Genomic DNA, 21,026 nt, shown 5'->3' with positions numbered 1-21,026 from the left:
ACTTTTGGGATTTTGTGGGAGAATTAAACGGTAGTTTCTGTTCCCCAATTGGACAATTCTTCTTCGGTCCACAATTTAGGAAAAAAGATGCGTCTTTGAAATTTTGGATGCATATATTTTTGCCAGTCGCTTCCTCCCGTTGCTTCTCCATTACCTTTTCCGCTTTCCAGAATATATTTTCTGGCCGTATTAAGATGCTGCATTACCCAAGTTATATTTACAGTTTTGTCGTAATGGCGCATCGCATCGATTAATGCTGTATTTTGTTGATCTTCAATAGGTAATTGTGTGAATTTCTGCCAGATATTTTTTGTTTTAAAATCGGACATTTGTCTCAGAAACTGAACTTTATATTTCTTCTCAAACTCCTGCAGCAAATATGATTTTTCGCCAGTATGATAATCTTTTCCAGCAGCCTGCCAATATAAATGTTCAAATGAAGTTTCTAAATCGGTATTTTCGTCAAAATTGGCTTTGTATCTGCGGTCTGTTAAATTGATAACGTCGGTTGAGGCAAATTCGATCATTCGATATTGCGCGCTCTGAAAACCGCTGGCCGGAGTAAGCGTGTTTCTGAATTTCATGTATTGATTTACTTCCATTCCGTTTTCCATAATACTGAATGAATTGGTAAGCATATCAAAATATCTGGTAATTCTTGATAATCTTTCGCTGAAAAAATCGACCCCAATGTTTTTAGTTTCAGCAATCTGATCAATTTCCCACAAAATCATTTTAAAGATCAATTCGTTTACCTGATGGTACATAATAAAAACCATTTCATCAGGAAGCGTGGTACGCTGAATTTGCAAGCTTAAAAGGGCGTCGGTCTGAATGTAGTCCCAATATGTGATAGGTTTAGACCAAAGCAATCCTTCTAATTGAACATCAGTTTTTTGATTTATGGCTTGAAATTTTAGGTCAATTTCTTTTAAAATCGCTTCAGAATTATCTGTAGGGTTCATTATTTTTTTACTTTAAGTGGACTTTGTAATCCTTTATATTCATCGAGATCAGCTTTAAGAGAACCTACAGCTAAATCTGCTTTAATTCTTATAGGAACTTTGTTTACATCATCTGTTATCCAGAGTGTTAAGCTCTCTTTTTCTTTAAATACTCTGCCTGTCTGCACCAATGGCTTAAAGACCATTGTAGAAACGGTTCCAAATTTAGTCGTAATATCTTGACGACCTACATATTTTAACTTAAATTTTGTGATTTCATCATCAAAAAACATGTCAATTGTAATGGCTTCTCCCGATTTAAGTTTGTCAATGTTTGGATGGTTTCTTAAAAAATAAAATGCTGATACAATATCTTGTACATTCTCTGTTACGATTATCGTTTTTTCTGATTTGCGTTTATAGTCTTTTACCAAAACTCTATTTTCATTTTGATTGAAAAAACCTTCTTGATTTTTGGTGTAGCCGCCTTCGTCAATTTTTCTAACATAGCGGTAAGGTTTGCCAGTTTCTTTGTCAAAATAACTTTCGTATAAATCTTCGACTTTAAAGAAAAATTTAGACATTCCAGTTGTGTAACCCTTTCCTATAGAGTGAAATACTTTTTTGTTGTTTATCGTTGCATCTTTAACTTCAAGAGTGGCGTAACCAGCATTTACAATTCCATAATGTATTCTAAATTTGAAATATTCTCCAGTATCGAAGGCATCTTCTTTTTGCGGAGTAAAGGCAAGTGTCGTTAGTGCTAATATAATGAGGATGAGCTTTTTCATAGTACATTCTTTACGTTTTATTATAAAGATAAATAAATGCAAATTCTATTCCAAATGTATCAAAACAAAAAAACTCAGTCAAAGATGACTGAGTTTTTATGCTATTAACTAACCAAAAAACTATAAATTATGAAATTTATATCAATTCGGAAGGAAACCACCCCTTCCTGATTTGCGAGTGCAAAGATAGATAGAAAGTTCAAAAATCAAATAGCAAAAGTCAAGTTTAACATAACATTTGCAAAAAAAGCATCATTTTTTGGTGAATTATGCGGTTTTCTATATCAAAATTAACATTTTATAGCGTTCCTCTCAATTCTTGCTCTCTTTCAATTGACTCAAAAAGGGCTTTAAAGTTACCTGCACCAAATCCTTTTGCACCCATTCTTTGAATAATTTCGAAGAAAAGGGTCGGACGATCCTGAACAGGCTTTGTAAAAATCTGTAAAAGGTAGCCATCTTCATCGGCATCAACCATGATCGCTAATTTTTCAATTTCGTTCAAATCTTCTTTCATCACATCCATATGAACGCCTAATCTTTCTGGGATTGCTTCATAATAGGCATGAGGCGGAGGTGATAAAAATTCTACACCGCGAGCTTTTAAAGCCGAAACGGTTTTTATAATGTCATCTGTTGCAATAGCAATATGCTGAATTCCAGGTCCACCATAGAAATCTAAATACTCTTCAATTTGAGATTTTTTCTTTCCTTCGGCTGGTTCGTTGATTGGGAATTTAATTCTTCCGTTTCCGTTAGACATTACTTTACTCATCAAAGCCGAATATTCAGTATTAATTTGTTTGTCGTCAAAAGAAAGGAAATTTACAAATCCCATAACTTCTTCGTAGAATTTAACCCAAGTATTCATTTCGTTCCAGCCCACATTTCCAACCATGTGGTCAATGTATTTTAAGCCAGTCGGTTCTGGATTAAAATCAGATTTCCATTCTTGGTAACCAGGTAAGAAAACACCTTTGTAATTTTTTCTTTCTACAAAAATGTGAACCGTTTCTCCATAAGTGTAAATTCCAGAACGGACTACTTCTCCAAATTCATCACTTTCTACAGTTGGTTCCATAAACGAACGTGCGCCACGTTTAATCGTTTCTTCGTAAGCACTTCTTGCATCTTCAACCCAAAGAGCAGCAACTTTTACACCGTCACCATGTTTTTTCAAATGTTCATTTATTGGAGAATCTGCTGTTAAAGGCGTTGTCAAAACAATTCTAATTTTGTCTTGTTTGATCACATAAGATGCTCTGTCACGAACGCCCGTTTCTAATCCTGCGTAAGCCAAAGACTGATATCCAAATGCAGATTTATAATAGTGTGCAGCTTGTTTCGCATTTCCCACATAAAATTCTACATAATCTGTTCCTAATAAGGGAAGGAAATCCTGCGCTCCTTCAAATATTTTCTCTAATCCGTATTCTACTGATTTAATTTCTTTACTCATGATGTTTTTATTTTGTTTAATCGGTTAATCGTTAATCTGTTTAACCGAAAGTGTTGTTTTTTGACTGTGTTTTTTTTTAACCGCAAAGGGCGCAAAGATTTTATAATAAGAATTTTTAAATCGCAAGGAGCGCAAAGCTTTGCGAACTTATTTTTGAAAAAAATATATTAGAAAAACTTTGTGTGCTTTGCGAAAATCCTTTGTGAACTTTGCGTTTAAATCGACTAATTACTCCGTCCAGGATTTGTAATACTGACCATCATCAAGCCCCATGGCCTCTTCAGTTACCATTAATGGGCGGAAAGTATCAACCATAACGGCTAATTCCTGAGTTTCCTTGTGCCCAATACTGCGTTCCATTGCGCCTGGCGCTGGTCCGTGCGGAATTCCTTTTGGGTGTAAAGTAATATGACCTTGCTCAATATTATTACGACTCATAAAATCGCCATCTACATAATATAGCACTTCGTCAGAATCTATATTGCTGTGATTGTATGGCGCCGGAATTGCTTTCGGATGATAATCGTAAAGTCTTGGGCAGAAAGAGCAAACGACAAAAGTGGCCGTTTCAAAAGTCTGATGTACCGGTGGCGGTTGGTGAACGCGCCCCGTTATAGGTTCGAAATTGTGAATTGAAAATCCGTATGGGAAATTGTAGCCGTCCCAGCCTACAACGTCAAACGGATGTGTAGCGTAGACCACTTCGTGGATCATGCCTTCTTTTTTGATTTTAATTAAAAAATCACCTTTTTGATCGTGCGTTTCCAATTCGTTTGGCAAAATAAAATCGCGTTCGCAAAATGGCGAATGTTCTAAATGCTGACCCGATTGATTTTTATAACGTTTTGGCGTATAAAAAGGAGAATAGGATTCTACGTAAAAAAGTCGGTTTTCATCAGTTTCAAAATCAATCTGATAAATAACACCACGCGGAATAATTAAATAATCGCCATATTCGAATGGAATATTTCCTAACATGGTTCTTAATTTTCCTTTCCCTTTATGGATGAAAAGCATTTCATCAGCATCGGCATTTTTGTAGAAATAATTTCGAAGCGATTCTTTTGGTGCGGCCAAACCGATGATACAGTCTTTGTTGACTAACATGGCTTTTCGGCTGTCCAAAAAGTCATTTTCAGGTTTCAATTCAAAACCTTTAAACAATAATGATTTTATATTTTTTCCGATTGCAATTTTGGGTTCAACCGAATAAGAGTTTAAAATTTCTTTAACCTGCGTTGGTCTGTGTACATGATAAGATAGCGAAGAATGTCCGTGAAAACCTTCTGTCCCGAACAATTGTTCGTAATAAAAACCACCGTTTGGTTTTTCGAATTGGGTGTGTCGCTTTTGCGGAAAATCTCCGAGTTTATGATATAATGGCATAGCTTTTTCAATTAGATAATTTGAAAATTAGAATTGTGTGAACAGATAATCTGATCATTTTTATATGATCTAATTATCTCAATTCGATAGCTTACTCAGGATTTCTCTTGATGAGGAATTGAAGATACTCTAATAAACCTGTCCAATTTGTTTTCATTATAACAAATGTCGTAATTTTTTCGGAGTAAAAATAAAAATTATATTATTTATAACTAAAAAATGTTCTGATTTTTTTGATTTAATTTCTACTAAGCAAAAAAATAGCTTGATTTTGTTGAAGTATTCTCTGTTATACTACTAAAATAAGAAACCAATGCTAAACCATGTAAAACTTTTTGACATTTCTGGAGACCAAGATTGTTTTACTTCTATGGGGCCAATGATCGTTTCTAAACCGTAACCAACTGCATAACCCGTGTACTTTGGCATAGAAACCCAGTCTACGGTAGAGAAAATGTCATTTCCTAAATTGGCAAAATTCGCAGAGAAGTTAATGTGGTTTTTTCTTAGAATTTCGTAATCGAGTGTAATTCCAGTTTTGATATAGCTGTTTCCGGCAATACTTAAAAAATCATAACCATAAAAATAATTGAAGTTGTTGATTTTGCTGTAACCATATCCGCCTAAAATAAAATCGAAGAAAGGAACACTGCTGTTGCCGAAAGTAAAACCTGCATCGGCATCAATTTTAAAAGTAGCTTTTCTAAATAAAGTATTTACAAAAGAGACTTCGGCTTTTGCAATTGAAAAAGGCTTAAAAGTATTGGTATAATCTGAAGAAGCCATATACGTCTGCAGATCGGTAGAAAAATACAATCCAGAACTCGGGTAATATTTTTCGTCGAGAGAATCATATTTTAAATAAGCAAAAGCACTGAAGTAGTTGCTTTTATCAATAATGTTGTTTTCATTGGCAAGGGTTGGCGAGTTGATTTTTAGATATTTATATTCTAAACCGCCACCCATTAAAAATTTCTGTACAAATATGGTCTGAAAATAAGCCTGATTGTTAACGTCCATAAAATCGACATTTATAAGACCAACATTTGGAGTTTCATTTAAAACGCTACTTAAACTTGTCGTTACATTTCGATTAAACTGATTCAATCTCGAACGGAAACCAAAGCTGATATTAAAGCCATTTTCTACATAATAATTGAAATCGTATCTAAAATTATCGCCCAAAATTATGTCCAAAGAAGTAACATCATTTTTCAAAAATGTCTTTTTATGCGTAAGATTTAATAAAATACCACTTTTATAAAGTCCGTCGTAATGAAGTCCAAGTTTTAAATACGTTTGGGTTGGATTTTCTTTTAACACCAAATCAAGATCGTCTTTTCCATCATTTGGCTGGAGACAGTAAGAAATCGTGCTAAAGTTCTGTGTCGCATTTAAGTTATTTATTCCAGTCTGAAGACCATCGTAAGTTATAGTACTTCCGGGTTTAAAACGAAGTTTACCACGAATGTATTCTTTAGTGTAATTTTCTAATCTGTCTGTATTTATGTTTTTAATCTGAAGCGTATCTGTAGCAACTTTTAACTTTGGTTTTTTATAAAAGTTATTTTCATCGGTTAGAGATTTGATTTTTTCATATACCGCAAAAGCAGCTTCTTCTCCTTTTCTAATAATTTCCTCTCCTTTGTCAAATGAGATTACGCCATAATCACGAATATCGGGTTTGATATAAATATCGGTATCCTTGATTTTGCTTTTCATCTTATCGATAGACTGCAAATTGGTAATTTGAACCAGAATTCGGGTGGCATTTTTCAGGTTTTTTCTTTTCATTAAATCATCCTGAACGTCAACGCCAATAATAATATCTGCTCCAAGATTACGAACTTCTTTTATCGGATAATTATTGACAACGCCTCCATCAACCAATAAATTTCCGTCAATTTCTACAGGAGTAAATAGAGAAGGAAAAGCCGCACTGGCCATCATCGCTTGAACAAGATTTCCTTTGTTAAGTAAAACTTCTTCGCCTGTTTCAATATTGGTTCCGATACATAAAAACGGAGTTGGCAGTTTGTTAAAATCGCGAACATGTCGCACGTTTCTGGTCAAACTGCTTAATAAATTATAATTGTACATTCCTTTTGAAAGCGCTTCTGGAATGCCTACTCTGAAATTGCTGAAAGGTAACACAATAGCATATAATTCGTCATTTTTCTTGCCGTAAAAATTCTTAGAAGAACGCGGAATATAATCGTTTATTAATTCGTCGAAATTGGTTTTTTTAAAAATAGAATCGATTTGAGAAGCATTATAACCAGAAGCATAAAGTCCGCCGATTACAGATCCCATGCTGGTTCCGCCAATATAGTCAATTTTGATTCCTGCTTCTTCCAAAACTTTTAAAACACCAATGTGAGCAAAACCTTTGGCGCCACCTCCGCTTAAAACCAAACCAATTTTTGGTCTCTTAATGCTGTCTTTTTTAATTTCTTGAGAAAATAATTTTACTGGAAGAAATAATGAAAAATAGAAAATAAAAAGAATGGTGCACCAAATGTTTCCCGAAAAATAGGGAAAGAATGAAAACCTTTTTGAAATAGACATTTTTGTTTGGAGCATAAAAACTAACTAGTTGGTTTTGTAAAAGTCGACAATTTTTTTTGCTTTAGAGACACCGATCACTTCTGAAATCTCCTTTTCTGTTGCCAATTTTAATCTTTTAACACTTTTGAAATGTTGAATTAACGTTGTCATTGTTTTTTCGCCAATTCCAGGAATACTTTCTACAGAAGAATTAAGTGCCGATTTGCTTCGTTTGTCTCTATGAAAAGTGATTCCAAATCGGTGTGCTTCGTTTCTTAAATGCTGAATAACTTTTAATGTTTCCGATTTTTTATCTAAATAAAGCGGAATCGAATCTCCGGGATAAAAAAGCTCTTCGAGACGTTTTGCGATTCCGATAATGGCAACTTTTCCTCGTAATCCTAGATCGTCGATACTTTTTAATGCTGCCGAAAGCTGTCCTTTTCCACCGTCAATAATAATTAATTGCGGAAGCGGTTCATTTTCGTCCAATAATCTTTTGTAGCGGCGATATACAATTTCGGTCATCGAGGCAAAATCGTTTGGACCTTCAACGGTTTTTACATTAAAATGGCGGTAATCTTTTTTGCTTGGTTTTCCGTCCTTAAAAACCACACAAGCCGCAACAGGATTGGTTCCCTGAATGTTCGAGTTGTCAAAACATTCTATATGTCGAGGTTCAGAAGGAAGACGTAAATCTTTCTGCATCTGAGCCATAATTCTATTTACGTGACGATCTGGATCTACAATCTGCAATTGTTTCAACTGTTCGATTCGGTAGAATTTGGCATTTCGAATGGATAAATCTAAAATCTGTTTTTTATCTCCAAGTTGCGGAACCGTGATTTTGATGTTTTCTCCCAAATCCAATTCAAAAGGAACAATAATTTCTTTGGATAATAACTGAAAACGCTCACGAAGTTCTACAATCGCTAATTCTAATAATTCTTCATCGCTTTCATCCAACTTTTTCTTCATTTCTAAAGTATGCGAACGAATAATCGAACCGTGAGAAATTTGAAGAAAATTGACATAAGCCGCACTTTCGTCAGAAACAATCGAAAAGACATCAATATTGGTAATCTTCGGATTTATAATCGTTGAGCGAGATTGATAATTCTCTAAAACTTCAATCTTTTCCTTGATTTTCTGCGCTTCTTCAAACTGAAGATTTTGTGCATAAGTGTTCATCAATTTCTTGAAATCCTTTAAACTTTCTTTAAAATTCCCTTTCAAGATTTCGCGAATCGCATTCACTTGTCTTTGATATTCTTCCAAAGGTTCTAAACCTTCACACGGCCCTTTGCAATTCCCGATATGATATTCTAAACAAACTTTAAATTTTCCAGAATTAATATTGGATTCGCTCAAATCGTAAGTGCAAGTTCGAAGCGGATACAATTCTTTAATCAAATCCAAAATCGTGTATACCATTTTGAAATTGGTGTACGGACCAAAATATTCTGAGCCGTCTTTGACCATTCTTCTCGTTAAAAATATTCTAGAAAAAGGTTCTTTTTTAATGCAAATCCACGGATAACTTTTATCATCGCGCAATAAAACATTATATCTCGGCTGCAATGTTTTAATTAAATTGTTTTCTAATAAGAGCGCATCGGTTTCTGTTGGAACTACGATGTGTTTTATTGTCACGATTTTTTTTACCAAAACATTCGTTTTCGCAGTATCGTGAATTTTATTGAAATAGGATGAAACCCTTTTTTTTAAATTTTTGGCTTTGCCGACATACAAGATTTTCCCATCTTTATCATAATATTGATAAACGCCAGGATTGTCAGGCAAAGTTAAAATTTGAAGATCTAAGGCAGGTTTTTGCATTCTATTTTGTTTCTGAAGATTGTTGGAGAAGCTTTTCAAAAACCGTTCCGATTTCCAAAAGAAGCTTAACATTGAATTAGTTTCAAATTTACAAAATCAAAAGAATAATTTCTATATTTAGATTTTATAATTCTACATGAAAAATAGTACTCCATTGGTTATTTTTGGCGAATCGATTTTGCCGGGAGAACACAGAACCATAAACGTCGAAATTGCCCGATTGCATACCACAACCAAGTTGAATATTCCTGTAATTGTGCGCCGTTCCAAGCATGAGGGGCCGACCATTTTATTTTCTGCAGGAATTCATGGTGACGAAATTAATGGTGTCGAAGTTGTTCGTCAGATCATAAGTAAAAAAATAAACAGACCTGCTCGCGGTACAATTATCTGCATTCCGGTTATTAATATGTACGGCTTTGTGAATAAATCTCGCGAGTTTCCAGACGGACGCGATTTAAATCGTGTTTTTCCAGGAAGTAAAAAAGGTTCTCTTGCCAGCCGATTTGCCTATCATATTGTCGAAGAAATCTTGCCGATTTTAGATTATGCTGTCGATTTTCATGCAGGCGGAGCAAGCCGTTTTAATGCTCCTCAAATCAGAATCACAGAAAATAATCCTGAATTGAAAGTTCTGGCCGATATTTTTAATGCGCCTTTTACGCTTTATTCTAAAAATATAAATGGCTCTTTTAGAAAAACTTCTGAAACTGCTAATGTAAAAATGCTTCTTTTTGAAGGCGGAAAATCGTTAGATATCAATAATGAAATTGCCAATCAAGGAGTTTTAGGCACCAAACGTTTGCTTCATTACTTGGAGATGCTCGATTCTAAACAAATTATGGAACCAGCATTGACACCAACTATTTATATTAAACAATCGGTTTGGTTGCGAGCAAAATGTTCGGGTTTGCTGCATGATTTTAATCTGGTTGGAAAATTTGTAACCAAAGGAACTATCTTAGCCATAATTACAGATCCGTTCGGAAAGTTTGAACAAAAAGTAAAAGCGCCTCATGATGGGTATGTAATTAATGCCAATCATTCGCCAATTGTTTACGAAGGCGATGCTATTTATCATTTATCTAAAACACCCGATAATGCCGACGAGTAAAAAAGAACTTCGAATTGAATATAAAAATTTACGTAAAGCGCTTTCTTTTGATGATATAGAAGAGAAGAGTCTGGCAATTGCGAATCAATTAATTCAAATGCCCATTTGGGATAAAATCTATTATCATGTTTTTCTGCCGATTGAAGAACAAAAAGAAATAAACACCGAATATATTCTGCATCTCCTTTCTGGAAAAGACAAAGAAATCCTGATCTCAAAAAGTGATTTTGACACCAGAAAAATGACTCATTTTCTTTTAACCGATAATACGAAAATCAAAAAAAACGAATATAATATTCCTGAACCTGTTGACGGAATCGAAGTTCCTTCATCTAAAGTGGAAGTGGTTTTCGTGCCACTTCTAGCTTTTGATATTTTCGGAAACCGTATTGGTTACGGAAAAGGTTTCTACGATAAATTCTTAGCGGAATGCAAACCCGAAACGATCAAAATCGGGGTTTCTTTTTTTGAATCGGTTAGCCAAATTGATGATGTTTTTGAATCGGATATCAAACTGGATTTCTGTGTAACGCCAGAGAAAATTTACGATTTCCGATAATTCTTTTCCGCCACAAATTACTTTTTTTCGCCACGAATTCACGAATTTATTTTGAAAGAATTAAATAAAAAATTCGTGCGAATTGGTGTAATTCGTGGCAAAAAATCAACACAAGATTTACGACAAAAAAAATTAAAATAATTCGTGAATTCGTGGCGAAAAAAAACTTTGCTCAAAAATATTCTAAACCTTATACCTTGTAAAATCTAGGTTTCTCAATTTTTCTTTCCTGTAAGAAAAACGTTTGTAATTTTTTGGCACGATTTTTAGCCTTCGAAAATTGCAAATAATCGCCTCTAGTAAATCCGGAATGCTAGTCCTTATTTGAAGTCAATAACCCATTTATTAATTTTTAAAAATTTACTTTATGAGAAATCTTAATTTCTTTATGATGGCATTCCTCGTACTTACTATTTACGGTTGTAAAAAAGGTTACGCGCCAGATCAAGCTAGCGAAACAATGGATATGACAGTTGTTGCAACTGATGAAATTCCAGAAGAAAATTATATGGAAGATCCAAACACAGAAAGCTACGCCACTTTAGAAGAAAATCCATTCGAGTCTCCGTTAAAAGAACCTCTTTCTACGTTTTCTATCGATGTTGATAATGCATCTTACACTAATATTCGCAGATTTATAAACGAAGGGCAGAAAGTTCCAAAAGACGCTGTTCGAGTAGAAGAAATGATTAATTTTTTTAAATACAAATATCCACAGCCAGATGGCGAGCATCCGTTTTCTATAAATACCGAATACAGCGATTGTCCGTGGAATAAAAACAGTCGATTACTGAAAATTGGTTTGCAGGGAAAAAACGTTCCAATGGCAAATTTGCCGGCATCTAATCTGGTTTTTCTAGTTGACGTTTCGGGCTCGATGGATGAACAGAATAAATTGCCTTTGCTAAAAGAATCAATGAAAGTTCTGGTAAAAGAACTTCGCCCAATTGATAAAGTTTCGATTGTCGTTTATGCCGGTTCTGCCGGAGTGGTTTTAGAACCAACTTCTGGTGATAGCAAAGACGAAATTATAGATGCGTTTGACGATTTGCATGCAGGCGGAAGTACGGCAGGAGGAGAAGGAATAGAATTAGCCTATAAACTGGCACAGCAGAATTTTATTAAGGAAGGAAACAATAGAGTCGTGATTGCAACTGATGGCGATTTTAATGTAGGCGCTTCGTCTGATGATGATATCTTGAAATTGATTGAACAAAAAAGAGAATCTGGCGTTTTTTTAACCGTTTTAGGATTCGGAATGGGGAACTATAAAGACAGCAAAATGGAAATTCTTGCCGATAAAGGAAATGGAAATTATGCTTATATCGATAACATTCAAGAAGCGAATCGTTTTCTAGGAAAAGAATTTAAAGGGTCAATGTTTGCTATCGCAAAAGATGTAAAAATCCAAATCGAGTTCAATCCAAATCATGTTCAAGCGTATCGATTGATTGGTTATGAAAACAGAAAATTAAATGCAGAAGATTTTAAAAATGATAAAATTGATGCTGGCGAATTAGGCAGTGGACACTCGGTTACGGCGCTTTACGAGATTGTTCCGAATGGTGTAGATAGTGATTATGTTCCATCGGATCTAAAATATACTAAAACGCAGAAATCGACTGAAAATCATAGTGATGAGTTGGCAACGGTGAAGTTTAGATATAAAAAACCTGATGGCAACAAAAGTATTGAAATTGTAAATGTTATCGCAGACAAGAAAACAGACTTAGAAAACAGTTCTCAAGATTTTAAATTCACAACGGCGGTTTCTTGGTTCGGATTAAAATTGCGCGAATCAAAATATATTGCAAACAGTTCAAGTTCGGATATCAAAAAATTAGCAAAATCTGGTTTATCAAACGATGATGATGGGTATAGATCTGAATTTGTGAGATTGGTTGATGCGGTAAATTAATATTAAATTCCAAGTTTAAAAAATCCAAATTCCAATTATTTTGGAGTTTGGATTTTTCTTTTTGAAAAAGGTTTTTAGATATGAATCCTTCGGATTCTAAAAAAAACAAACCCCAAACTCCAACTATTTTGGAATTTGGGATTTCTATATTTGAAATATAAAAACTTTTATTTTACTTCTTTAATTGTCGAAGAATCTATCCAACCTTGCGTTCCGTCTGTCAATTCGATTTTTTTCCAGCCTGCAATACTTTCCAGTACATAGACTTTTGCTCCTTCGTGTAATAAAATAATTCCATTTGAAGATTTTTCAGGTTTATGTCTAACTTGGCTTAATTCAGAAAAAACAATGGCAACACGATCATTGTCAAAATGGCTTTTTTCAGACATTCCAGCTGAAATGCTTAAAGCAAAAGCAATTAAAATAACAAACATTCCGACAAAATAAACCCTTTTAACTATTGTAGCGTTTGAGAAATAATAACCAATAAAACTCAATAAAAACACAAAACCTAGCCCAACAGAAATTTTTGCCCAAGTATTATAATCAAAAATAGAAGTAAAGTTTTGGATCATTTTTGCAAAACCCACTTTCGGAACTTCTTTGATTTCGTCAATAGTTAGTTTTTTAGCAAATTTTAAATTGTTTAAAGTCTCTGGATCGTTTGGTTTAAGAACCAAAGCTTTTTCGTAATTATAAATCGAAGGCGCAACTTGATTTAATTTATAATAACAGTTTCCGAGATTAAAATACAATTCTGCAGAATGTAATTTATCTTCTTTTATGATGTTCTCATAAACTTGCGCCGCTTCTTTGTATTGTCCTTTTTGGTACAATGCATTAGCCGATTCAAAGCGACCTTGCGCAAAGAAAACCTGCGAGATTAATAAAAAGAGATATAGTATGTTTTTCATTTTTTTATAATAAGATTTTCAACTTTGCGAACTTAAATTCGACTCAATCTAAATCAATTTTCTATTGCTCCCGATAGCTATCGGGATTGCTATAAAAATTAAACAATCTGTTTTTCTAATTCAGAAATAATCATAACCGCTTTATCATAATCTTGCTGAATTGAAGCGCTCGATGCTGGTGCATAACGTGCAAATTCACAGTTTTCAGTCAGCGCAATAAAATTCTGAACCGTTTCTGGATTTGCATTTCTAGATAGTAGCAATTCTCGAATATTATCTTTGCTCATCTCTGAAGTTTCAATGTGCAGTTTTGCTTTCAAGAAATTATGCATTGCTTTTTCAAGTGCGATATAGAAAGGCTCTTTGTTGTTAAGATGTTTCTTCGCTTGCGATAAATATTTCTTCGCCAGCTTATTGTTCATTCTAATTCTATTTCCAGTAACATCATTATCCATAGCTTCTTTTTTCTTTCTAGCTAAAATGATAATCGGAATAATGATAAACGGCGCAAACAGCAATCCTAAATAAAGTTTAGAATCATAAAAATCATTTTTAGCAACAGGAATTAATGCTGTTTTAGATTTAATGTTTTTGAATTGATCTGCTTTCTCTGCAATGTTTTTAGAAGCAGATGCATTTGTATTTGCCTCTGCAGGAGTTGGTCCGTCCAGAACATCAATCATAATTTCTTTTGAAGTGATGGTTTTGTAAGTACCAGTATTCAAATCGAAATAAGAGAATTGCATTGGTTTTATCGCATATTTTCCTCTGTATTGTGGCACGATGGTATATTTGTCTGTAATTCTTCCAGACATACCGTTTAGTGAAGTCGTTACTTGCTCATCGTGAACAGGATCGTACATTTCTAAGGCATTCGGAACAACTGGTTTTGGAAGCGTAAATAACTTCATGTTTCCAGTTCCTTGTGCGCTTACTATTAAATCTAGTCCTTCACCATTTTTAAGTGTTGTTTTTGATGGAGTGACAGTAAAATTCAATTTTCCAACAGCTCCAGTAAATCCTTCTGGTTTATTGCTTTCAGGAAGCGGCCTAACATTAATTGTTTTGGCTCCGGCAGTAACTATTTTATTGTCTTCAGCAATAATCATTTGACCAAACATATCACGACGATTAGTTGGTAATTGTACCTCAATATCTAATGAAAGAGGTTCGATAGTAAGTTTTCCTGATTTCTGCGGATATAAAATTGCTTTTTTCAAGATTACATAATAACATCGCTCGCCTTGGAAACTTCCTTCTTCCATTGACAATTGCTTGATTTCTATGTTCTGATTCCAGAAATCATTATACTTAGGTTTTGCCAATTCTTTAAAACGTGTAACTCCAATATTATTGAAATACAATTTGTAAACAACTGTAATTGGTTCGTTTAGGTATGGGTTTGTTTTTGAGATTTCGGCCACAAGAGTCAACAACTCATTTCCAGAACCAGGAGGTCTGTCGTTAGGATCTCTTTCTTGAGCAACGGCATTGGTAACCGTAACTTTTATTGGAGAAGTTTTATAAACTTGACCATTGTATTCTATAGCAGCTTGTTTGATAGTGAGCGTTCCTTTTCTTTGTGGCTGAAGAATATAAGAATATATTTTTTGAAAAGAACTGCGTCCGTTTACCCACGATTGGCTGATTTGCTGGCTTGGCCCCGCAACCATACTGAATCCTTCAAAAGGAGGTTGCTCAAAATTGTCGCCGTCGACATTCATAATGAAATCGATGCGAAGTCTTTCGTTAACTCCAAGTGTGTTTTTGCTGACTCTGGCTTCAAATTGTACTTGAGCCAAAAGTCCTTGAAAAGTGAGTAGAAATAGAATTAAATATCTTTTCATTACTTGTTTTAATCGTTGTTTTTTAATGTTTAATCGTTTAAACGTCATTTTGTTTAATCGTATTGTTTGGGTCAAATAAACAAATTAACGGTTAAACGATTAACCAAATTTTACCAGTCTTTTTCTGTTTTCTTAGGATTTCCTTTTACTTTTTGAGCGTTTACTTTGTCCTGAATTTTCTTTTCTTCATTATTTACTGCATCCAACAAATTCTGAACACGCTCTTTTGATATTCCGCCAGGTTGTGGTTTTGGCTCTCCCTTATTATCAGACTTGTCGTCTTTTTTAGGATCGTTTTGACCATCTTTTTTGTCTTTGTCCTGGTCGCCTTTATCGTCTTTTTTATCCTTGTCCTTATCTTTATTTTTGTCTTTGTCCTTGTCTTTGTTTTTATCCTTATCCTTGTCTTTGTCCTTATTTTTGTCTTTCTGATCGTTTTTAGGAGGATTCTCTTTTAGTTTTTGTTTGGCATAAGCATAGTTGTAACGCGTTTCATCATCGGTTGGATCGTTTCGCAGTGCTTGTTTGTAAGCTTCAACCGCCTGCGTATAATCTTTTTCTTTCATGAAAACGTTTCCAAGATTATGATACGCTTTATGTTTTTCAGGCCTTGTTTTGGCGTTTTTTATCGCTTTCGCGTAAGCAAATTTAGCTTCCGAAATCTGGTTTTGTCTATAAATGGTATTTCCTAAATTATAAGGCGCCGCTGAACGTTTAGGAAATTTAGATTCCGAAATTCTATAGTTTGCCTCAGCATCAACAAATTTATTCTGTTTATATTCTTCGTTGGCTGCAGGCAATGTTTTGTCTTTCTCTTGAGCAGAAACCGCAAAAGAAACCGTTAGTAAAATATAAAGAAGTAAATTTTTCATTCTAATTTTTATGTTTTTTGTTCGAAATTTCAGCACGAACATTTATTTCTTTTCATTAAATAAATCCAACTCTTTGATCCAGCTTGTTTTTCTTTCTAATAAGAAAATGTCTAGGAAAAGCAATAAAAATGCGAATCCGATAAACCATTGAAACTGCGATTGAAATTCGGCCATTTGAGTAGCTTCAAATTCTGTTTTCTGAATATTATTCAGTGCATTTTTTACGTAGTCCAAAACTTCTTTAGTGCTTCCGCCATAAACGTATCCGCCTTTTGTGGCTTTAGCAATAGTTTTTAAGCCTTCCTGATTTAGTTTTGTCGTTACCGTTTCACCATTTTGATCTTTTTGATAACCCCTTAAAACACCATTTTCTTTTAAAGGAATTGTTGCTCCTCTTTCTGTTCCAACTCCGATAGTAATAATTTTCATTCCTATTTTGTTGGCTTCTTCCGCAGCGGTAGAAGCTCCTTCAGAATGATCTTCTCCGTCAGAAATTAAAATCAGTAATTTGCTTGTTTTGCTTTTTTCATCAAAATAAGTTGTCGATAGTCTAATTGCTTCATCAAGAGAAGTTCCTTGAGACGAAACCATATCGGGATTCATGCCTTGCAAGTACATTTTTGCAACACCATAATCTGATGTTATTGGCAAAACAGGAAAAGCACTTCCCGCATAAGCTACGATTCCGATTCGGTCGCTTCCTAATTGATTGATGATCTGCGAAACCAGCTGCTTGCTCTTTGCCAAACGGCTTGGTGCAACGTCTTCGGCAAGCATACTTTTAGAAACATCTACTGCAAAAACAATATCGATTCCTTCTCTTTTTACGGTTTCCATTTTTGTTCCAATCTTCGGATTTACTAATCCGATAATTAAACAAGTTAACGCTAGAAGAATCACTACAATTTTTAAAACAGGTTTAAAAACTGATTTTTCAGGACTCAATCTTTTTACCATTTCAAGATCACCAAATTCGCGCTGCGTTCTTCTTTTCCAATACATATTGAAAAGGAAAATACAGACCACAATTGGGATCAGTAATAAGAGATATAAATATTTTTTTTCGTCTAATTCCATAAATGTTTTAAATTCCAATTTTTAAATTCCAAATTCCAATTTTTGTAATTTGGAATTTTAGGATTTGGGATTTTTTAATTTTGAAAAATTAAATAAAGCTTCTGTAAACCGTATTTCTTAATCCAACTTCAAGTAATAATAAAAAGACAGCAACAGCAACAAAGATTCTGTATTTTTCATCGTAATCATAGAATTTCAATTCCTGAATTTCTGTTGTTTCCAGCTTGTTAATAGCGTTGTATATTTCGGCTAATCTATCATTGCTTGTTGCTCTAAAATAGGTTCCGTCGGTTTTACGTGCAATACTTTTCATTAATCGTTCATCGATTTCCACTTTTTGCATTTTAAATAAAAATCCTCCGTTTGGTGCGTAGGCGTATGGAGATGAAGCCATACCGTTTGTTCCTAAACCAATTGTATAGACTTTTATTCCGTATTGTTTGGCAATATCTGCAGCAGTCTCTGGTTCGATAAATCCGGCGTTATTTACACCATCGGTCAAAAGAATAATAACGCGGCTTTTTGCTTTACTATCTTTTAGACGGTTTACAGCAGTTGCCAATCCCATTCCAATCCCAGTTCCATCTTGAAGTACAGTATCGTATTTAATTCCTTTGATAGCTTCAAGAATTATAGCTTTATCGCTTGTAACTGGAGTTTTTGTATAAGCTTCAGAAGCATATAATACCAATCCGATTCGGTCGTTTGGTCTTTCTCCAACGAAATCGGCGGCAACTCTCTTTAAAGCTTCCATACGATTTGGTTTCAAATCTTTTGCCAACATAGATCCAGAAACGTCAATTGCCATTACAATATCAATTCCTTTTGTTGTTTTGGTCTGATTGCTTATGTCTACTGTTCTTGGTCGTGCCAAAGCGATAATTAATGAACTTAAAGCTAGTATCCTAAAAATATATAAGCATGGTTTTGCTTTTGTCCAAAAAGATTCGCTGTTTTTGAAACCCGCTGTCGAACTCATTTTTAAGGTAGCCGACTGCTGGTTTCTTTTCCAGAAAAACCATATAACGGCAATTGGAATTAAAAGAAACAACCAAAAGAATTCTGGATTTAAAAAATTAATCTTACTCATTAGTTGTTCGCTCTTTGAAGTTCAACAGAATTTAATATTCGGGTCGTGATTTCGTTTGCATACGTATCTCCTTCTTCATGTAAAATCATAATTTGCTGTAAACCTTGATCTTGTTTAAATAGAAGCAATTCATAATATGCTTTTGTACTTGTCTTAGTTGCAGGATTCAAAACAGACATTGTTCCGTAACCTTTTATTCCCTGAATACCTTCGTTTGTTTGAAAATCTTCCTGTTTTACAATAATATTTTGTCCGCCCTGAGCTTCAATAATTTTTAAAGTACCTTCAAGGGTTTTGCTTAAATCTATATCGGTTGGCTGTTTGAATTTGGATGTAGAAACCGTTACATAAAAATTATCAATCATGCTTCCGTATGCAAAAAGCTGCATTTCTTTAATAAGCGCCATAGCTTCTTTTGGAAGTGCCTTCTCTGTATCCATTCTTTTTAAAACTTTTGGAGTTTCAATAAGAATAGCAGGATTTCCGTAAGCACTTTTTACCCATTCTCCTTCCAGTAATTCTTTAGAAGGATGGCCAATTAAATTGTCTTTTACATAGTTAAAACCTTTTGTTACAACAAAATAGGTTGTTGTAATAAATAGTAAAAGAATTACTGTCGCAACTGAGTAACCAATTCGTGCATTTCGTTTTTTACGTAATTGAATTTGAATTTGTTTCTGACGTTGTGCTTCATTTAATAATTGATCTTCAATGTCCTCAGGAGCTTCAGTCGGAATAGCATTGTCAAGCGTTAAAATTACTTTCTGAATTTTATTTCTATCATCAGTAATTTCAAAATCAAGCGGTTTAGATTTCGCAAATTTTACTAAATCGGCCTGACGTAAAACACGCTCTAGATTTTCAACCGTTTCTGGAGTAAGCGTCATTTTCTTTTTAGTCGATGCTTCTCTTATGGCAGTAATTAACTCAGAAGTTGTACTCTCCATTGCTGGAATATGAATGGCTTCTTCGATATAATTTCTCGCAATATCTGTCAGTTCACTATAATATTCTTTGATTTCGCCTTTTTGAACCAATTCTTTTTGCTCTAGATTGTTTAATAAACTAGTCGCTTTTTCGATTGGAGTTTTATAAACCTCTTCTTCGATTTTTTTCTTTTGATGTTTTTTGATGTACCAATAAACAAAGCCGCCAATTGCTATAATAAGTAATGCAATTAAAACATAAATCCACCAGTTGCTCATTCCTTCGTCAACGGTGGTGATGTCTTTAATATCGTACATTTTTTGCTGCAGCGTGTCTACTTTTACATTTGCAACTTCAACTTTAATGGAATCTGTTAAAAATGGTTTTTTGTCGATTAAAATTTTGATGCTTGGAATCGTATAACGACCAGAATCAAATTGTGTTAAACCATATTTTTTGATTAACTCATATGTTCCATCTTTCTTAACGGTATCAATAGGATAGGATTGAATTACTTCTAAAGCGCCGATATTTTTCAGCTTCGGAAATTCAACTTTCTGCGTTGTAGTCACAGTAGTTTTCAGCGTCAGCTTAAACTCTGCGCCAATCTTATTTTTTGTGGTATCGATACTCGTTTCTACAGGTTTCTGCTGTGCAAAAATCAAGGTAGAAAAGAGAAATAAAAATATATAAAGTTTAAATTTCATTTGATTAATGATTGTTGATTTTAGATTAACGATTTCTGATTTGTTAATCAAAACTGCCAAATTTTTATCTCGATTTGAAATAGCCTAATAATTTCGTTACGTAATTTTCGTCAACCCTTGTATTGACGATTCCTGCACCCGATTTGCGAAAAGTATCTTTAAAGTAATTCAGTTTTTCCTGATAATGTTTTTCGTAATTCATTCGAACAGTTTTGGAACTTGTATCAACCAGCTGTATGTTGCCTGTTTCGGCATCAAGCATGTGCACCATTCCTAAATTTGGAATTTTTTCTTCGCGCATATCATATACACGAACACCCGTAATATCATGTTTTTTAGAAGCAATTTTCAAAGTATGCTCGTAAGCATCAGACATAAAATCGGAGATCATGAAAATGATGGCTTTCTTTTTTTGGGTTCCAGACAAAAACTTTAAAGCTTGTGCAATATCGGTTTTGTGGCTTTTTGGTTCAAATTCGATCAATTCGCGAATAATGCGAAGTACGTGCGAACGTCCTTTTTTAGGCGGAATATATAATTCTATAGTATCAGAAAATAATATCAAACCAATTTTGTCATTATTTTGCGTAGCCGAAAAAGCCATCGTTGCCGCAATTTCGGTTACGATGTCTTTTTTGAATTGATTTTTAGAACCAAAGGATTCCGAACCCGAAATATCGACCATTAAAACCATGGTCAATTCACGTTCTTCTTCAAATACTTTAACGTGAGCTTCATTATAGCGTGCGGTCACATTCCAATCGATGTTACGAATATCATCTCCGTATTGGTATTGACGCACCTCGCTAAACGTCATTCCTCGTCCTTTAAATGAAGAGTGGTATTCTCCAGAAAAGATATGATTACTCAGTCTTTTCGTTTTGATTTCTATTTTCCGTACTTTTTTTAAAAGTTCTTTTGTATCCATTTCTTTTAGTGTTCAGTGATCAGATAGAAAGTGGTCAGTTTGCTCAAATTCTAAAAGTCATTCTGTCTTTATAAGTGTTCAGTTAAAGTTTCAGTTTGTAAACTGAA

General features: G+C 34.2%; 16 protein-coding genes. 3 read left to right on the top strand and 13 right to left on the bottom strand.

What is annotated here, in order from left to right:
• Window positions 1-23 precede the first annotated feature (23 nt).
• The 6 genes from EG814_RS01100 to uvrC form a co-directional block, all read right to left on the bottom strand.
• Window positions 24-965, bottom strand: coding sequence for a tryptophan 2,3-dioxygenase family protein (locus EG814_RS01100; RefSeq protein WP_125718046.1), 942 nt, complete (start codon window positions 963-965; stop codon window positions 24-26).
• Window positions 965-1,735, bottom strand: a complete 771-nt coding sequence (locus EG814_RS01095; RefSeq protein WP_125718044.1) for a DUF3108 domain-containing protein — start codon at window positions 1,733-1,735, stop codon at window positions 965-967. Before EG814_RS01095 ends, EG814_RS01100 begins: the two co-directional genes overlap by 1 nt.
• Before the next feature lie 298 nt (window positions 1,736-2,033).
• On the bottom strand, window positions 2,034-3,194 hold the full coding sequence (gene hppD / locus EG814_RS01090) for a 4-hydroxyphenylpyruvate dioxygenase (protein WP_125718042.1): 1,161 nt from the start codon (window positions 3,192-3,194) through the stop codon (window positions 2,034-2,036).
• Between the two features lie 228 nt (window positions 3,195-3,422).
• A complete protein-coding gene (locus EG814_RS01085) occupies window positions 3,423-4,580 on the bottom strand; it encodes a homogentisate 1,2-dioxygenase (protein ID WP_125718040.1) in 1,158 nt (385 codons plus the stop codon).
• 297 nt (window positions 4,581-4,877) lie between these two features.
• On the bottom strand, window positions 4,878-7,148 hold the full coding sequence (locus EG814_RS01080) for a patatin-like phospholipase family protein (protein WP_235830883.1): 2,271 nt from the start codon (window positions 7,146-7,148) through the stop codon (window positions 4,878-4,880).
• A 24-nt stretch (window positions 7,149-7,172) separates the two neighbouring features.
• On the bottom strand, window positions 7,173-8,966 hold the full coding sequence (uvrC, locus tag EG814_RS01075; protein ID WP_125718037.1) for an excinuclease ABC subunit UvrC: 1,794 nt from the start codon (window positions 8,964-8,966) through the stop codon (window positions 7,173-7,175).
• Between the two features lie 136 nt (window positions 8,967-9,102).
• Here uvrC and EG814_RS01070 point away from each other — a divergent pair, with 136 nt between their 5' ends.
• The 3 genes from EG814_RS01070 to EG814_RS01060 all read left to right on the top strand — a co-directional run bounded on the left by EG814_RS01070 (window position 9,103) and on the right by EG814_RS01060 (window position 12,557).
• The gene (locus EG814_RS01070) at window positions 9,103-10,080 is read left to right on the top strand and encodes a succinylglutamate desuccinylase/aspartoacylase family protein (RefSeq protein ID WP_125718034.1); all 978 of its coding nucleotides are present in this window, start codon (window positions 9,103-9,105) and stop codon (window positions 10,078-10,080) included.
• Window positions 10,067-10,639: a 5-formyltetrahydrofolate cyclo-ligase gene (locus tag EG814_RS01065; protein ID WP_125718032.1), complete on the top strand. Its 573-nt coding sequence runs from the start codon at window positions 10,067-10,069 to the stop codon at window positions 10,637-10,639. Before EG814_RS01070 ends, EG814_RS01065 begins: the two co-directional genes overlap by 14 nt.
• A gap of 367 nt (window positions 10,640-11,006) precedes the next feature.
• Window positions 11,007-12,557: a vWA domain-containing protein gene (locus EG814_RS01060; RefSeq protein WP_125718030.1), complete on the top strand. Its 1,551-nt coding sequence runs from the start codon at window positions 11,007-11,009 to the stop codon at window positions 12,555-12,557.
• Window positions 12,558-12,724: 167 nt separating this feature from the next.
• Here the strand turns inward: EG814_RS01060 and EG814_RS01055 are convergent, their stop codons facing one another.
• The 7 genes from EG814_RS01055 to EG814_RS01025 all read right to left on the bottom strand — a co-directional run bounded on the left by EG814_RS01055 (window position 12,725) and on the right by EG814_RS01025 (window position 20,919).
• Window positions 12,725-13,471, bottom strand: a complete 747-nt coding sequence (locus EG814_RS01055; RefSeq protein WP_125718028.1) for a tetratricopeptide repeat protein — start codon at window positions 13,469-13,471, stop codon at window positions 12,725-12,727.
• A gap of 98 nt (window positions 13,472-13,569) precedes the next feature.
• Entirely contained in the window at window positions 13,570-15,318 is a 1,749-nt protein-coding gene (locus tag EG814_RS01050; RefSeq protein ID WP_125718026.1) for a BatD family protein, read from the bottom strand.
• Window positions 15,319-15,428: 110 nt separating this feature from the next.
• Window positions 15,429-16,190, bottom strand: a complete 762-nt coding sequence (locus EG814_RS01045; protein ID WP_125718024.1) for a tetratricopeptide repeat protein — start codon at window positions 16,188-16,190, stop codon at window positions 15,429-15,431.
• A 42-nt stretch (window positions 16,191-16,232) separates the two neighbouring features.
• Window positions 16,233-17,267 (bottom strand): vWA domain-containing protein, encoded by a 1,035-nt coding sequence (locus EG814_RS01040; RefSeq protein WP_125718022.1) that lies wholly within the window; start codon window positions 17,265-17,267, stop codon window positions 16,233-16,235.
• Between the two features lie 88 nt (window positions 17,268-17,355).
• Entirely contained in the window at window positions 17,356-18,357 is a 1,002-nt protein-coding gene (locus EG814_RS01035; protein WP_125718020.1) for a vWA domain-containing protein, read from the bottom strand.
• Window positions 18,357-19,991 carry a phenylalanine--tRNA ligase subunit alpha gene (locus tag EG814_RS01030; RefSeq protein WP_125718018.1) on the bottom strand — a complete coding sequence of 545 codons (1,635 nt, stop codon included), beginning with the start codon at window positions 19,989-19,991 and terminating at the stop codon, window positions 18,357-18,359. The genes EG814_RS01035 and EG814_RS01030 overlap by 1 nt, the downstream gene beginning before the upstream one ends.
• A 64-nt stretch (window positions 19,992-20,055) precedes the next feature.
• Window positions 20,056-20,919 carry a DUF58 domain-containing protein gene (locus EG814_RS01025; protein WP_125718016.1) on the bottom strand — a complete coding sequence of 288 codons (864 nt, stop codon included), beginning with the start codon at window positions 20,917-20,919 and terminating at the stop codon, window positions 20,056-20,058.
• Between the last annotated feature and the right edge of the window lie 107 nt (window positions 20,920-21,026).

Source organism: Flavobacterium ustbae, assembly GCF_003946915.1.
GTDB classification, from domain to species: Bacteria; Bacteroidota; Bacteroidia; order Flavobacteriales; family Flavobacteriaceae; genus Flavobacterium; species Flavobacterium ustbae.
This window is presented reverse-complemented; position numbering and strand designations above follow the sequence as displayed.